The organism is Amedibacterium intestinale (assembly GCF_010537335.1).
GTDB lineage: Bacteria > Bacillota_I > Bacilli_A > Erysipelotrichales > Erysipelotrichaceae > Amedibacterium > Amedibacterium intestinale.
Genome location: NZ_AP019711.1, coordinates 165,487 through 179,731 on the forward strand (window position 1 = coordinate 165,487; position 14,245 = coordinate 179,731).

Annotated in this window: 15 protein-coding genes; 13 read left to right on the plus strand and 2 right to left on the minus strand. The window is 34.3% G+C overall.

Annotated features, from left to right (window positions below):
- Nucleotides 1-50 precede the first annotated feature (50 nt).
- On the plus strand, nt 51-1,580 hold the full coding sequence (locus tag A9CBEGH2_RS00770; RefSeq protein ID WP_163104128.1) for an IS1182 family transposase: 1,530 nt from the start codon (nt 51-53) through the stop codon (nt 1,578-1,580).
- On the opposite strand, the gene A9CBEGH2_RS00775 is transcribed toward A9CBEGH2_RS00770, so the two are convergent.
- Nucleotides 1,577-2,110 (minus strand): DJ-1/PfpI family protein, encoded by a 534-nt coding sequence (locus A9CBEGH2_RS00775; protein ID WP_163104129.1) that lies wholly within the window; start codon nt 2,108-2,110, stop codon nt 1,577-1,579. The two genes, A9CBEGH2_RS00770 and A9CBEGH2_RS00775, sit on opposite strands and share 4 nt — an antisense overlap.
- A gap of 106 nt (nt 2,111-2,216) precedes the next feature.
- Here A9CBEGH2_RS00775 and A9CBEGH2_RS00780 point away from each other — a divergent pair, with 106 nt between their 5' ends.
- The 7 genes from A9CBEGH2_RS00780 (at nt 2,217) to A9CBEGH2_RS00810 (ending at nt 9,499) form a co-directional block, all read left to right on the plus strand.
- Nucleotides 2,217-3,542 (plus strand): alanine/glycine:cation symporter family protein, encoded by a 1,326-nt coding sequence (locus A9CBEGH2_RS00780; RefSeq protein ID WP_232057293.1) that lies wholly within the window; start codon nt 2,217-2,219, stop codon nt 3,540-3,542.
- A gap of 4 nt (nt 3,543-3,546) precedes the next feature.
- Complete coding sequence (locus A9CBEGH2_RS00785; protein ID WP_115714396.1) at nt 3,547-4,680, plus strand: glycerate kinase family protein; 1,134 nt, start codon at nt 3,547-3,549, stop codon at nt 4,678-4,680.
- 89 nt (nt 4,681-4,769) lie between these two features.
- Nucleotides 4,770-5,132 carry an ArsR/SmtB family transcription factor gene (locus tag A9CBEGH2_RS00790; RefSeq protein ID WP_115714397.1) on the plus strand — a complete coding sequence of 121 codons (363 nt, stop codon included), beginning with the start codon at nt 4,770-4,772 and terminating at the stop codon, nt 5,130-5,132.
- 15 nt (nt 5,133-5,147) lie between these two features.
- The gene (locus A9CBEGH2_RS00795) at nt 5,148-7,322 is read left to right on the plus strand and encodes a heavy metal translocating P-type ATPase (protein ID WP_115714398.1); all 2,175 of its coding nucleotides are present in this window, start codon (nt 5,148-5,150) and stop codon (nt 7,320-7,322) included.
- 48 nt (nt 7,323-7,370) lie between these two features.
- On the plus strand, nt 7,371-7,799 hold the full coding sequence (locus tag A9CBEGH2_RS00800; protein WP_115714399.1) for a hypothetical protein: 429 nt from the start codon (nt 7,371-7,373) through the stop codon (nt 7,797-7,799).
- Between the two features lie 88 nt (nt 7,800-7,887).
- Nucleotides 7,888-8,604 (plus strand): glucosamine-6-phosphate deaminase, encoded by a 717-nt coding sequence (nagB, locus tag A9CBEGH2_RS00805; RefSeq protein ID WP_115714400.1) that lies wholly within the window; start codon nt 7,888-7,890, stop codon nt 8,602-8,604.
- A 46-nt stretch (nt 8,605-8,650) separates the two neighbouring features.
- Complete coding sequence (locus tag A9CBEGH2_RS00810; protein ID WP_115714401.1) at nt 8,651-9,499, plus strand: Cof-type HAD-IIB family hydrolase; 849 nt, start codon at nt 8,651-8,653, stop codon at nt 9,497-9,499.
- A gap of 18 nt (nt 9,500-9,517) precedes the next feature.
- Here the strand turns inward: A9CBEGH2_RS00810 and ybaK are convergent, their stop codons facing one another.
- Entirely contained in the window at nt 9,518-9,997 is a 480-nt protein-coding gene (ybaK, locus tag A9CBEGH2_RS00815) for a Cys-tRNA(Pro) deacylase (protein ID WP_163104130.1), read from the minus strand.
- 89 nt (nt 9,998-10,086) lie between these two features.
- Between ybaK and A9CBEGH2_RS00820 the strand changes: the two genes are divergently transcribed.
- The 5 genes from A9CBEGH2_RS00820 (at nt 10,087) to A9CBEGH2_RS00840 (ending at nt 14,202) form a co-directional block, all read left to right on the plus strand.
- Entirely contained in the window at nt 10,087-10,965 is an 879-nt protein-coding gene (locus A9CBEGH2_RS00820; protein ID WP_163052613.1) for an HAD family hydrolase, read from the plus strand.
- Between the two features lie 62 nt (nt 10,966-11,027).
- Nucleotides 11,028-11,336: a thioredoxin gene (gene trxA / locus A9CBEGH2_RS00825; RefSeq protein WP_115714404.1), complete on the plus strand. Its 309-nt coding sequence runs from the start codon at nt 11,028-11,030 to the stop codon at nt 11,334-11,336.
- A 461-nt stretch (nt 11,337-11,797) separates the two neighbouring features.
- On the plus strand, nt 11,798-12,175 hold the full coding sequence (locus tag A9CBEGH2_RS00830) for a hypothetical protein (RefSeq protein ID WP_118278044.1): 378 nt from the start codon (nt 11,798-11,800) through the stop codon (nt 12,173-12,175).
- 249 nt (nt 12,176-12,424) lie between these two features.
- Entirely contained in the window at nt 12,425-13,726 is a 1,302-nt protein-coding gene (rimO, locus tag A9CBEGH2_RS00835; protein ID WP_163052615.1) for a 30S ribosomal protein S12 methylthiotransferase RimO, read from the plus strand.
- Complete coding sequence (locus tag A9CBEGH2_RS00840; protein WP_163052617.1) at nt 13,720-14,202, plus strand: DNA-deoxyinosine glycosylase; 483 nt, start codon at nt 13,720-13,722, stop codon at nt 14,200-14,202. Before rimO ends, A9CBEGH2_RS00840 begins: the two co-directional genes overlap by 7 nt.
- Nucleotides 14,203-14,245 lie beyond the last annotated feature (43 nt).

The window sequence follows — 14,245 nt, forward strand, 5'->3', positions numbered from 1 at the left end:
TAATGCTTAAAATGGTATAATAAAAGTGGGTAAAATAGGAGTGATTACATATGGCAATGACAAAAAGAAATGGAAAAAATGATACTATCATACTGAATACAATAGAAGAATTAATACCACAGGATCATGATGTTAGAATGTTAGACAACTGTATTGACTGGAGTTTTATCTACCCTCTTGTAGAAAATCTTTACAGTGATGTTGGAAGACCAAGCATAGACCCTGTGGTTCTTTTTAAAATGATCTTCATCAATATTATTTTCGGAATAGGTTCAATGAGAAAGACTTGTAAAGAAATACAAGTAAATCTTGCATATCGCTGGTTTCTGGGAATCTCCATGGATGAAAAGGTACCAAATTATTCTACCTGGAGTCAAAATTATATCCGAAGATATAGTAACAGCGAAGTATTTGAAAAAATATTTGATCAGATATTGAAACAGGCAATCTCTTATGGCTTTGTAGATATGGAAACTGTATATGGAGACTCCACACATCAAAAGGCAAATGCGAATAAAAACAAGTATACAGATGAAGAAGTTGAAATTATGAAGAAGATATATGAAAACGATCTGCTGGATGAGATAAACAGGGATCGTGAGGAACATGGGAAGAAACCAATTAAAAAAAACGAAAAAGAAGAATTAAATTTTGATGAAGAAACGGGAAAACTGAAAAGGGACATACAAACAAAGCATATCAAAATCAGTAAAACAGATTCGGAGAGTGGCTGTTTCCATAAAGGTGAAAAAGAAAAATGTTTTGCTTATTCACATCAAACATTTTGCGATAGAAATGGATTTGTACTGGCAAGCGTATGTGTTGCGGGAAACGTACATGACAGCGTGTCTTTCTTTTCAGCGTATAAAGTATTAAACGATAAATATATGGATCAAATAAAAAATGTATGTCTGGATGCGGGCTATATAACACCGGCAATTTGTAAGACGGTATTAGAAAATGGGCAAAAAATGTATGCGCCTTATAAAAGACCAATGACAAAGAAAGGATATTATAAGAAGTACGAGTATGTATATGATGAAGGATATGACTGTTATCTGTGTCCAAATAATAAGGTGCTGTCATACAGCACGACAAACAAGCTTGGATATAAAGAATACAAATCAAATCCAAAGGATTGTGAGAACTGTCCTTTAAGAGGAAGATGTACATCATCAAAGAACTTTCAGAAAGTAGTGACACGTCATGTATGGGAGGAATACCGAGAGGAGGTAATGGATGAGATACGACATACACCGGAATGGAAAGAAATCTATCCAAGGCGTAAAGAAAGCATAGAGAGGGTGTTCGCAGACTGTAAAGAACATCACACGTTGAGATATACCAGGTTAAGAGGACTACAAAAAAATCAGCATCAGTCGCTGATGATTTTTGCGTGTTATAATCTAAAAAGAATGTCCAGATGGAGGTGGAAAAACCTCTCTAAAACTGCACAAAATCTAATAAAAAGCACAATTTTAAATTATTTTAAGAAAAAAGAAAAGCGATACTTGTTTATAAGTACCACTTTGTCAACAATCTGTAACAAAAAAACCTCTAAAAGAGGATTTTTTGTTTAATAATAAATAGAAGTTTTGACTTCTTCACATTTTTCTTTTCCGATCAGCTTTTCCATAAAAGCGAAAGCAAAATCAATAGAGGCAGCAGCACTTCTTCCCGTAATTAAATTTCCATCGCTTACCGTATACTGATCTACATAAGTACCTCCAAAATCTTCATTCATAGAAGTAAAACATGTATAGTTTCTATCTTTTAAATATCCCTGTCTTCCTAAAATAGTAGGAGCAGCGCATATAGCCGCAACAATTTTATTGTTTTCCATAAAATATTTTAAAATAGACATTACATATTCATTTTGTTCCAGTTTCTGATAATGTGGACCTCCTGGGAAAAATAAAGCATCATAACTTTTATAATCAACATCATCAAGATTTTTGATATCTGAGAAAGTTAATTCAAATCTTCCACTCGCTTTTGTATCAGAAATGGCACACACATCAATTTGAATACCTGCTCTTCGAAATAATGCAATTGTACCTACTGCTTCTAATTCTTCAAATCCGTTTGTTAGTATACATAATACAGACATAAACATCCTCCTCGTTTTTTTATTCAAAAATATTATACACCATTTTTTTAAAAGCTTCTTCTTTTTATAAGAAGAGAAGAATATATTGGATAAAGGAGGGCGTTTTGTGAATGTTTTAAACATAATAGAAAATGTAATGCATCAACTTGTATGGGGAGATTTTATGGTTGTTTTTCTTTTAGGGTGTGGAATTCTGCTTATGGTTTCCTGTAAATTTCTTCCATTTACAAAAGCAGGCTTGATTTTTCGTAAAACACTAGGTTCTTTTGGAAAACAGGGAACAAATGGAATTACAGCTTTTCAGGCAGTTTCCACAGCATTGGCAGGGACGCTTGGAGTGGGAAGCATCGTAGGTGTATCAACGGCTATTTCCATGGGTGGTCCAGGTTCCTTGTTTTGGATGTGTGTTGGTGCAATACCTGGTATGATGAGCAAGTATGGAGAAGTTGTATTGGCTGTATATTATCGTGAATATCATCATCAAAAAGGATATTTGGGCGGGGCAATGACTACTTTAAAAAATGGATGTCATCTTCCAGTGCTGGGACTTCTTTTTTGTGCGTTTTGTATTCTTGCCTCTTTTGGGATTGGAAATCTAATACCATCACAAACCATTACCCAAACGATACAAGAATTTTTACCAGTTCCATCTTTGGCTGTAGGAGTGATACTGGCTTATCTTGTTTATAAAGTTCTTGTGGGAAAATCAAAAGGAATTATGAAATGGAATGAAAGAATTATCCCAATAGCTTCAATTTTCTATCTTGGTGCCTGCGTATATCTGATTGTACGTCATGCATCTTCTTTGCCATCTGTATGTTCTTTTATATGGAAGAATGCCTTCTCATTCCATAGCATTTGTGGAGGAGTGGCAGGAAAAGCAGTGCAGTATGGAATCAGTCGAGGTGTATTTTCAAATGAAGCAGGAATGGGAAGTTCTCCTTTATCTTATGCAAGTGTAGAAGATGCCAATCCTGTTGAACAGGGATTTTGGGGTATTTTTGAAGTGTTTTTTGATACTCTTGTTGTTTTATTAAGTGGATTTGTATTGTTGAGCAGTCCGGTATATGGAAGTGGGACAGAGGGAGTTGATTTACTGGTTGCCTGTTTTCGTGATGGCTTTGGTAATGCAGGAGGAATTTTGTTTGCGATATCTCTTTTGTTTTTTGCCTTTCCCTCTATTCTTGGATGGTATTATTATGCAAGTGTATGTATATCTTATGTAAGCAAGGGGGATTTCCTTTTAAAAATATATCGTTTTGTATTTCTTTTTCTGCTTATGTTTGGAGGTATGCTGGATGTAGGTTTCGTATGGGGATTAGCAGATGTGTTTAATGCATTGATGGCCTTTCCAAATCTAATTTCTCTAGTACTTTTATATAAAATTGTGGTAAAATTAACAAAAGAATATATGGAAAAAACAGGGAAGTGATGGAATGAAGGTAGTAATCGCCTGCGACTCTTATAAAGGCTGTATGACTTCTTCTAAGGTTGCACAGCATATTGAAAAGGGAATTCATAAAGTAAATCCAAGAATAGAAACAATTTCCTATGTCATTGGGGATGGCGGAGAAGGAACTGTGGATGCTTTTCATGAAACATGTGGCGGAGTAAAACAGAAAGTAAAAGCTAGCGATGCTTATGGAAAACCTATAGAAACAGAATATACGCTTATTGATGATGGACAAACAGCCGTTATTGAAGTAGCTAATATCATAGGGTTAAGTATGCATCCAAGAGAAAAGCGAGCACCTTTTTATGGAAGCAGTTATGGTGTGGGCAGTGTACTTTTGGATGCGGTAAACAAAGGGTGTAAAAAAATAATCATAGGACTTGGAGGAAGTGCTACAAACGATGGAGGAATGGGATTTCTTCAAAGTTTAGGTGCACGTTTTTATGACAGCAATCATAAATATCTTTCTCCTCAGGCCATGAATCTAGAGAAAGTTCGCTATATTGATTTTAATCGTTTTAATGATTTAAAGGATATCGAACTAATTGCGGCCTGCGATGTTAAAAATCATCTTCTTGGAGAAGAAGGGGCAACTTTTGTGTTTGGAAAACAGAAAGGATTGTTTCCCAATCAGATGAAGCGACTGGATCAGGGAATGGAAAATTTCCGCAACCAGATTCAACGTTATACACAGGTAGATATCAATTCTTTTGAAGGTGGAGGGGCAGCCGGCGGCATTGGTGCTGTTTTGATTGGAATCTTGCATGCGAAAATGATACCTGGTATTGAATTGCTGCTGTCTTACAGCGATTTTCATGAACAGGTGAAAACTTGTGATTTAGTTATAACAGGAGAAGGACAAAGCGATCGACAGACTGCTTTTGGAAAAGTTCCAGTAGGTATTCTTAAGGTGGCAAATACATATGATAAGCCTGTAATCTGTATAAGCGGTGCTTTGGGTATGGATTATATGGAATTGTACGATTTAGGTTTTATTGGAATTTACAGTATAGCAGATCGTGCAATGACATTTCAAAGTGCATTGGATAGTGCTCCTGAAAAACTGGAAGCTTGTACCTATACAATTATGAAAACCATACAGTATTATAAAAAGTAAGTCTCGAAAGAGACTTTTTTCTTTACAAGTACGAAAGCATGTTTTATAATACATATGAACAAATGTTCATATGTTGAAAGGAGAAGCTTATGAAAAAAGATATATTCGCTTGTGAAGAAATAAAAATTCATGAAGATTCTATAAAAAGAATACAGGAGAGCATGTTATCGCAGGAACAGTATCAGCAATTATCAACTTTGTTTAAAATGTTCTCTGATCCAACAAGATTAAAAATACTAAGTATTTTATTTAAAGAAGAAGCTTGTGTGTGTGATATTGCCTATTTGTTAGATATGACACATTCAGCAGTATCGCATCAGTTGTCTTTGTTAAGACAAAATCGCTTGATTCGTTATCGAAGAAGTGGAAAAAATGTATATTATTCGTTAGATGATGACCATATTCAAATGATTTATGATGCGGGATTATCTCATATTTTAGAAAAAGAGTAGAAAGGAGCTGTTATTATGGAAAAACATCTACATCAAGAATGTTCTCATGAGCATCACCATGAACATCATCATACATGCAGTTGTGAGCATAGTCATGAACACAAAGAGATTCAAGTTCATAAAAAAATGGAAAAATTATATATTACAGGATTAGACTGTGCGAATTGTGCCGCAAAAATTGAAGAACATGTAAAGCATATGGAAAATGTAAAAGAAGCAGTTCTTGATTTTTCGCAAGGAATTTTATTTGTAGAAGTAAAAGATGTTTCACACAAAGAAGAAACATTTCAAAATATCAAAGAAGCAGCAGAGAAAATGGAAGATGGAGTCAGTGTACAATTTGAAAAAACAGATGGTAAAGAAGAAAGTGTTTTATCTATCCAAAAAAACTGGAAATTGTTTTTAGGAATCATTTTGTTTGTGATTGCGGCTTTTACAAAAATAGAATGGCTTTTTATTTTGAGTTATCTTTTCGCAGGATGTCGTGTATTGTATACTGCTGTAAAAAATATTGGACGTAAAGAGCTGTTTGATGAAAACTTTTTAATGAGCATTGCGACTTTAGGAGCATTTTACTTAAGAGATTATGAAGAAGCTGTTGCGGTCATGATCTTTTATGAAGTTGGAGAAATGCTGCAGTCTTATGCAGTAAACAGTTCTAGAAAATCCATTTCTTCTTTAATGAATTTAAAAAGTGAATACGCTTGTATTGAAGATAATGGGAAAGAAATAACAGTAAAACCAGAAGAAGTAAAAGTTGGTTCTAAAATGCTGGTCAAAGCAGGAGAGCGTGTTGCTTTGGATGGTGTTGTTGTGGAAGGAAGTACAAGTTTAGATACCTCTGCATTAACGGGAGAATCACTGCCACAGGAAGTACATGCGGGGGATGAAGTGCTTGCAGGAAGTGTTAATTTGCGTGGTCTTTTGGTTTTAGAGGTAACACATGAATACAAAGATTCTACGGTTTCTCGTATTTTAGAACTTGTAGAAAATGCTTCCAGCAAAAAAGCGCCAATGGAAAAATTTATTACACGATTTGCGAAAATCTATACACCGATTGTTGTGTTTTTAGCACTTGCTTTGGCTATTGTTCCACCTTTGTTTATTGAGGGTGTAGAGTTTCATGCGATGCTTGAAAGTGCTTTAACATTTTTAGTTGTATCCTGTCCTTGTGCCCTTGTAATCTCCATTCCTTTAGGATTGTTTGCAGGGATTGGTGCTGCTGGTAAAAATGGTGTTTTAATCAAGGGAGGAAACTATCTGGAAGCTTTACAAAAGGTGGATTGTGTGGTCTTTGATAAAACAGGAACACTTACCAAAGGAAGTTTTCAAGTTGTTGAAATTCATGCAGAAGACAAAGAGGAATTGCTGCAGCTTGCAGCTTATGCAGAAGCATATTCCAATCATCCCATTGCGCAGTCTATAAGAAATGCTTATGGAAAACAGATAGATACCAAACGATTGAGCAAATATGAAGAATTTGCAGGAAATGGGGTTTGTGTATATTTCGATGAGGATGAACTTATGATAGGAAATCATCGATTTATGGAAACAAACAATATTAACTGTCCTGTTTTTGATCATACAGGAACGATCGTATATGTCTCTAAAAATAAAGTGTACCTAGGGTATCTGGTAATTGATGATGAAGTCAAAGAAACAAGCAAAGAGGCAATTGCACAATTAAAAAAACAAGGGGTTTCTCGTATTGTTATGCTAAGTGGAGATCATCAAAAAGCAGGAGAGGCTTTGGCTTCTAAATTAGAACTGGATGAAATTTATATGCAGATGCTTCCTGATGATAAAGTAAAGAAAGTAGAAGAACTTCTTGAAGAAGAAACAGAAAATGGAAAATTGGTGTTTGTAGGAGATGGAATCAACGATGCACCTGTGCTTGCCAGAGCGGATATTGGAGTTGCTATGGGAGGAATTGGAAGCGATGCCGCAATTGAGGCTGCTGATATTGTCTTGATGAAAGATGATCCAAATGCTCTTGCATATGCTATTCATCTTGCTAAGGAAACAATGAAAATTTTAAATCAAAACATTGCGTTTTCTTTAGGAATTAAAGTTTTAATAATGATACTTGCAGTAGCTGGTTATGCAAATATGTGGATGGGTGTATTTGCAGATGTTGGTGTTGCTTTATTAGCGGTATTAAATTCTATGCGTGTATTAAAGATTAAATAGATTTTATACAATTAAATATTATAAAAAGATGTAAAAAGGAGAACGACAGTGAAAAAAATAGGAATCATTTGTATGTTTATAAGCTGTTTGCTGCTAGGTGGATGTCAAAAGCAAAACAATGCTCAGATACAGGAAATAGGTGTAGAAGATGCGATTGTAAAATTTGAAGAAAAGCAAAGTTTTGTGCTTTTGGTGACAAGAAAAAAATGCGGATATTGTGAAGCTTTATTAGAATATTTGCATTCTACATTGGATGATCATGAAGTGGTAATTAATAATGCTGTGATGGATGATAGCAGTGTGGATAGTTTACAAAAAGATGTTGATGCATTATCAAAATATGTAAGCAGACCAGATCAGACGCCTCATTATTACTATATTGAAAATGGGGAAGTGAAAGATGGGGAAAAAGGATTTACCCCGGCACAGCCTGATCGTTTTTGGGATTGGATTGAAAGAAATAACTTGGAAGGATAGTTTTTAATCCTTCCCTTTTTCCTATTCTTACATTGAAAACAAGGTATAATGATGGTATGATAATGATAGAAATTGGAGGAATTAGGAAATGAAAGTAATTAAAGTAAAAAACTATGATGAAGTCAGTGCAGAGGCTTTTAAAGTGATGAAAGAAGTTGTTACTTCTAAAAAAGATGCAGTTCTTGGTCTTGCGACAGGTTCTAGTCCAATTGGATTATATGAAAATATGATTAAAGATCATAAAGAAAATGGTACAAGCTATGCACAGTGCCAGTCTTTTAACTTAGATGAATATGTGGGAATTGATCGTAACCACGAACAAAGCTACTGGACATTTATGCATGAAAATTTATTCCATGGAATTGATTTGCCGGAAGATAAAATTCATGTTCCATATGGAAATACAAAAGAAGATTGCCAAGCTTATGAAAAAGCAATGGAAAATGTACAGGTAGATATTCAGGTATTGGGAATTGGTGGAAATGGGCACATTGGTTTCAATGAACCTGGTACTCCATTTACAGAAGAAACTCATATTGTTGATTTAACTGAAAAAACACGTTCTGACAATGCTCGTTTCTTTGAAAATGATATTAATAAAGTACCTACACAGGCAATCACAATGGGTATTGCGACAATCATGAAAGCGAAAAAAATTCTATTGGTTGCTTCAGGTGCTAATAAAGCAGATGCAGTTGCAGCTATGGTAAATGGTCCTGTTGATCCTAATTGTCCTGCTTCTGTATTGCAAAATCATAACGATGTAGTTGTTATCGTAGATGAAGCTGCTGCAGCGAAACTATAAAAAAGTCTTTCAAAAAGACTTTTTTTATAGATGAGGAGGAAGAAATATGACAATCAAGCTGATTGCACTGGATTTAGATGGAACACTTTTGACAAGTGAAAAAACGATCGATCCTTTGACAAAAGAAAAGCTGCAGGAAGCTATGAAAATGGGAGTTCATATTGTTATTGCGACAGGAAGGGATAAAGGTGGAATTACCTTTGTAAGTGAACCATTGGGATTAGAAAATGGAAATCATTATGTTGCGGGAGTAAATGGACAAATCATTTATGATTTTAAAAGAAAAGAATATACGGTAGATGATGTGTTTGATGGAAATGATGCCCGTCATATCATGAAAGTAGCAAAAAAATATAATTTTGAAGCTATTAGCTGCTGCGGTTATGATCATTATGATTATATATCTCGTCGTTTACGTTTTATGAAGAAATTAAACAGTATGCTTCATGGAAAGCCAATGGATTATGGGTTTAATCAGGGGAAGAGAAGATTTATTACGATTCATGATGAAAATTTTGAAATCACACAAGATATCAATAAGTTTGTATTGATTCAAACTGCTTCTTTTTTCAAAAAGTATTTACCTGTAATAAAAGAAGAATTAGAGGACTATGATATCGTGAAGGTAGGGGAAGCATGGATTGAAGTTATGCCTAAAGGTGTAAGCAAGGGAAGTGCACTATCTAAAATAGGAGAAAAAGAAGGTATTTCCTCTGATGAGATGATGGCTTTTGGAGATGCGGAAAATGACCTTTCTATGTTTGCACATGTAAAATATGGCATTGCGATGGGCAATGCTATGGATTCTTTGAAGCAGATTGCCTATGATGTAACAGATACCAATGATAATATGGGGATTGCGAAAGCTCTTGATAAATATGTACTGCATAAATAAAACCAGCGATTGCTGGTTTTAGTCTTTTATGATATGGGCACATTGTGCATGAATAAGTTTCATAAGTTCTTTTGGATTCATGGCAATTTGATAGCCAATCTTGCCTGCTGAAAAAATAATTGTATCATGTTGCAGACAGCTTTCTTCAATAAAGGTAGTATATGCTTTTTTCATTCCAATAGGAGAACAGCCTCCGCGAATATAGCCGGTGATTTTATTAATATCTTTGACATGAATCATTTCTACTGATTTCACCCCTGCCGCTTTTGCACAGGCTTTTAAATTTAATTCATGGGCAACAGGTATTACAAAGACAAAATACTCCTTTGTGTTTGCTATCGTTACTAATGTTTTAAAAACCGTTTCTTCTTTTTGGTTTAATAATTTCGCAACACTGATGCCATCGACTGCACCATCTCCATGTTCATAAGTAAATACTTCATACGGCAGGCTGGCTTTATCTAAAATGCGCATAGCATTTGTTTTTTGTATTTTCATCCTACATCCCTCCAACAGTTAAAAGTATAGCATGTTTTTTATTTGCGTAAAGAGAAAAGGATTGTATAATAGCTTTGGAGGAAATAAATATGGATATTAAATTAATCGCAATGGATATGGACGGAACGCTTTTAAAAAGCAATAATCAAATATCTGAAAAAACAAAAGAAATACTTTTACGTGTACAGAAAAAAGGAATTCGTTTAGCTTTAGCAAGTGGAAGAAGCTATTGTAAACTTATGGAATATGCGAAAGAGTTGCAGATGGATATATATGGTGGATATTTAATTGAAGTAAATGGTATGGCGATTTATGATGTGAAAGAACAAAAACGTCATATTAGAAAAAGAATGCCAAAAGAAGATGCACAGCATATTTTTCGTTATTTTCAACAATTTAAAGTAGAAATAATTGGGCATTTGGATGATGGTATGTACGATTATAATCCAAAAGAAATATTAGAAGAAAAGAAACAGTACATAGCCAAACATCATCTTCCTAAAGATATACCGTATACTGGTGGAGCATTTGAATTTGTTTATGATAATCGAAAAGGTTATCCTAATATTTACTATATTGAAAGTGCACAAGAGATTACATGTGATTTAAACAAGGTTTCCATTACGTATCATCCAGAAGTAATGGATAAAGTAAGCAGGGAAGCTGCTAAGCATTTTAAAGATACATACTGGGTAGGTCGAACCACAAAGAAATGGCTGGAAATTATGATGAAAGATGTAACAAAGGCAAGTGGCTTGAAAGAGTTATGTGATAATCTTGGAATATCTTTCGATAATGTCATGGCATTTGGAGATGGAGAAAACGATATAGAAATGCTTAGAGAATGCGGGATAGGAATTGCAATGGCAAATGCACTTCCTAAAGTTAAAGAAGCAGCAGATGCTGTTACTTTAAGCAATGAAGAAGATGGGATTGCACAGGCAATCTTAAAATATTTGTTTTCTTAGGCATATGAATGCATGTTAAGAAAATAGTGTGCTATACTGTTAATAACGATGGAGGTGTCATTATGAAAATTATAAATGGAAATGAATTTGAAAGTACAATTTCTTCAGGTGTTGTTTTGGTTGATTTTTTTGCGACTTGGTGCGGGCCTTGTAAAATGCTAAGTCCAGTATTGGAACAGGTAAGTGAAGAATTGGCTGGCAAAGTGGAAATTGTAAAGGTGGATGTTGATCAGGATGGAGATTTGGCTGCACAGTTTGGCATTATGTCTGTTCCTACAATGATCGTATTTAAAGATGGACAGCCTGTAGGGAAAATGCAGGGATATGTTCCAGCACCACAATTAAAAGAAGCATTAGAAAAAATGTTATAAGAGATAATGAAAAGAAGCACATATGTGCTTCTTTTCATTATTAAGTTTAAAGGGAGTTGTATGAATATAATTTATAGAGGGGAAAATTATATTACAGATATTTTCTATCTGTACTTATAGTATAGTACTATCTTGTCACAAAAGTGTGTCCAAACTATGTTAAATTATGTGGGGGATAAAACAAAAGAAATGCACTTTTATTCGAAGTGCACTTCTTAATAATTATAAAGTTTATGAAAGGGAGAAAGTATGAATATTATTTATAGAGGGGAAAATAATCATACAGCAGATAACTATTATCTATCTGCTGACTATAGTATAGGATAAAGTTATCATATAAGTATGTTGAAACTATGTTAAATTATGTGTGTTCTGCATAAAAACACTCAAAATTATGTGATATGATATTTTCCTTAGAAGAAAAAGAGCTTACATGGTATAATCATAAAGAGGTGTAAGACATGCAGATTACAAATTTAAAGACAGAAGAAATTTTAGAATATGCACAAAAACAATTTCCAAATATGTATATAAGTTTAGATGAAACCGATTTTTATTTGCCATCCATAGAAAGTGGAGAAATATGTGTAGAAGGAATTGATCATCCTGTTTATGTGAGTACACACTACGCTTATGAAGATCATTTGGTAAATGGAAATCAAACGCGTTATAAAATACCGATTTCTATTTTTTATGTAAAAAAAGATGCATATGATGTTATTTATGATAACAGGGGATGCTGCTTTGTGCCATATATAGAAGATGGATGCATGCAGCATGTATCTTATCAAGAGTTTCTGGATATGATACCTACATTTGTAAATATCGTAAAAATTTAGAAATAAGTTCAATATTCGACATCTTTTTTAAATTCTATATTGTATTTTATAAGTGGCAGTAATCACTGCTATGTATACGTAAAGATCCCTTTTAAATATCCCTATTTGCGTATCATCATTCTATCCCCTATAATTCTTCGATAAGGTTCTGCATAAAGGCAGGACCTTATCCTTTTTTTATGCGTATTCGAATGTTTTTCTTTTACCTGCAAGAAAAATCATGTTATAGTATTACGCGAGGTGATACATGTGAAAATAGGTTTTATTTCTTTGGGGTGCAGTAAAAATTTAGTAGACAGTGAAAAAATGATGGGAATGCTGAAAAGTGGCAATCATGAACTTGTTCATAATGCAGATGAAGCAGAAGCCATTATTATCAATACATGCGGATTTATCAATTCCGCAAAAGAAGAAGCCATTCAGACTATTTTTAAAATGGCAGAATATAAAAAACATAACTGTAAACGTCTAATTGTTGTTGGATGTCTTGCACAGCGTTATAAAGAAGAACTGGAAAAGGAAATTCCAGAGATTGATGCAGTAATCAGTATCAAAGAATACCCGCATCTTCATGAAATCTTGGCACAGCTGTTAGATGGTAAAGATTTGGTTAGCTATAATAAATGTGAACGTCTGGTATCCAGTAAACCTTGGACTGCATATTTAAAGATTGCGGAAGGATGCTCCAATCGCTGTACATATTGTGCAATTCCTTTGATTCGTGGTGGAAATGTATCATTCCCTATTGAAAAGCTGGTAGAAGATGCAAAAGAGCTGGCAAATAAAGGAGTAAAAGAATTGGTTTTGATTGCACAGGATACAACAAAATATGGTGTAGACTTGTATGGAAAACGCAGTTTATTAGATTTGTTGAAAAAAGTGCATGAAATTGAAGGTTTCCATTGGATTCGTATTCTGTATATGTATCCAGATGAAATTGATGATGAATTAATTGAAGGAATGGCACAGCTTCCTAAAGTTGTTCCTTATTTTGATATTCCTATGCAGCATGCAAATAATCGTATGCTGGAATTGATGAATCGCAGAGGACATAAAGAGGATGTATTAGAACTTTGTAAAAAGATTCGCTCTACCTTTGCTTATCCAACATTGCGTACTACCTTTATTGTAGGATTCCCTACTGAAAGTGATGAAGATTTTGCAGATCTGATGCAGTTTGTAGAAGATGTGCACTGGGATCGTATGGGGGCATTTACATATTCTCCTGAAGAAGATACACCAGCATATTATATGTCAGGTGCAGTTGATGAAGATGTAAAACAGAAGCGTCTAGAAACTTTAATGGCACGTCAGGAAGAAATTTCATTAGAAAATCAGCGTAAGATGATTGGTGAAGTTGTAGAAGTTCTGGTAGAAGATCAGGAAGGATTAACTGGAAAATATCGAGGACGTGGAAAAAGCAGTGCACCAGATGAAGTTGATGGTATTGTCATTTTTACAAGTGATCGTTTTATTGAATTTGGCAGCTTTGTAAAGGTACGTATTACAGATGCACTTCCACATGATTTGATTGGAGTCGAAGAGTGTTAAAAGGTTTTGATCCTATCATATCCAAAGAGCCTAAAGTAATGATTCTAGGCTCTATGCCAAGTGCAGTATCACTTGAGAAACAGGAATACTATGGATATGCACATAATCGTTTCTGGAAAATTATGAGTGATGTATTCGAAATGCCGATTTCTACTTATGAAGAAAAGAAACAAATTATTTATTCTCATCATCTTCTGCTATGGGATGTGATTGGAGAATGTGAAAGGGAAGGAAGTTTAGATTCCAAGATACATAATGAAAAAGTAAACCCAATCCAAGAGTTACTGGAAAAATATCCTTCTATACAGTTTGTGATATGCAATGGAAGAAAAAGCTATGATTTGTATCAGAAACACTTTTCTCATCTTTCTCTTTCCTGTGTATATCTTCCAAGCACAAGCAATGCAAATCGTTCGATAAAAGAAGATGTTTTATTTGAAAAGTGGAGAGAAGTTTTAAAGAAACAAAATTTGTAAGAAACAGTATGGGGGTTTCGTGTCATAACAATGACAGAGGCAA

Coding starts and splice junctions, on each gene's coding strand:
- A9CBEGH2_RS00830 (WP_118278044.1), top strand. CDS start 11,798: ATGCAGATTACAAATTTAAAGACAGAAGAAATTTTAGAATATGCACAA.
- A9CBEGH2_RS00790 (WP_115714397.1), top strand. CDS start 4,770: ATGAAAAAAGATATATTCGCTTGTGAAGAAATAAAAATTCATGAAGAT.
- trxA (WP_115714404.1), top strand. CDS start 11,028: ATGAAAATTATAAATGGAAATGAATTTGAAAGTACAATTTCTTCAGGT.
- nagB (WP_115714400.1), top strand. CDS start 7,888: ATGAAAGTAATTAAAGTAAAAAACTATGATGAAGTCAGTGCAGAGGCT.
- A9CBEGH2_RS00810 (WP_115714401.1), top strand. CDS start 8,651: ATGACAATCAAGCTGATTGCACTGGATTTAGATGGAACACTTTTGACA.
- A9CBEGH2_RS00785 (WP_115714396.1), top strand. CDS start 3,547: ATGAAGGTAGTAATCGCCTGCGACTCTTATAAAGGCTGTATGACTTCT.
- A9CBEGH2_RS00795 (WP_115714398.1), top strand. CDS start 5,148: ATGGAAAAACATCTACATCAAGAATGTTCTCATGAGCATCACCATGAA.
- A9CBEGH2_RS00775 (WP_163104129.1), bottom strand. CDS start 2,110: ATGTCTGTATTATGTATACTAACAAACGGATTTGAAGAATTAGAAGCA.
- A9CBEGH2_RS00770 (WP_163104128.1), top strand. CDS start 51: ATGGCAATGACAAAAAGAAATGGAAAAAATGATACTATCATACTGAAT.
- A9CBEGH2_RS00820 (WP_163052613.1), top strand. CDS start 10,087: ATGGATATTAAATTAATCGCAATGGATATGGACGGAACGCTTTTAAAA.
- ybaK (WP_163104130.1), bottom strand. CDS start 9,997: ATGAAAATACAAAAAACAAATGCTATGCGCATTTTAGATAAAGCCAGC.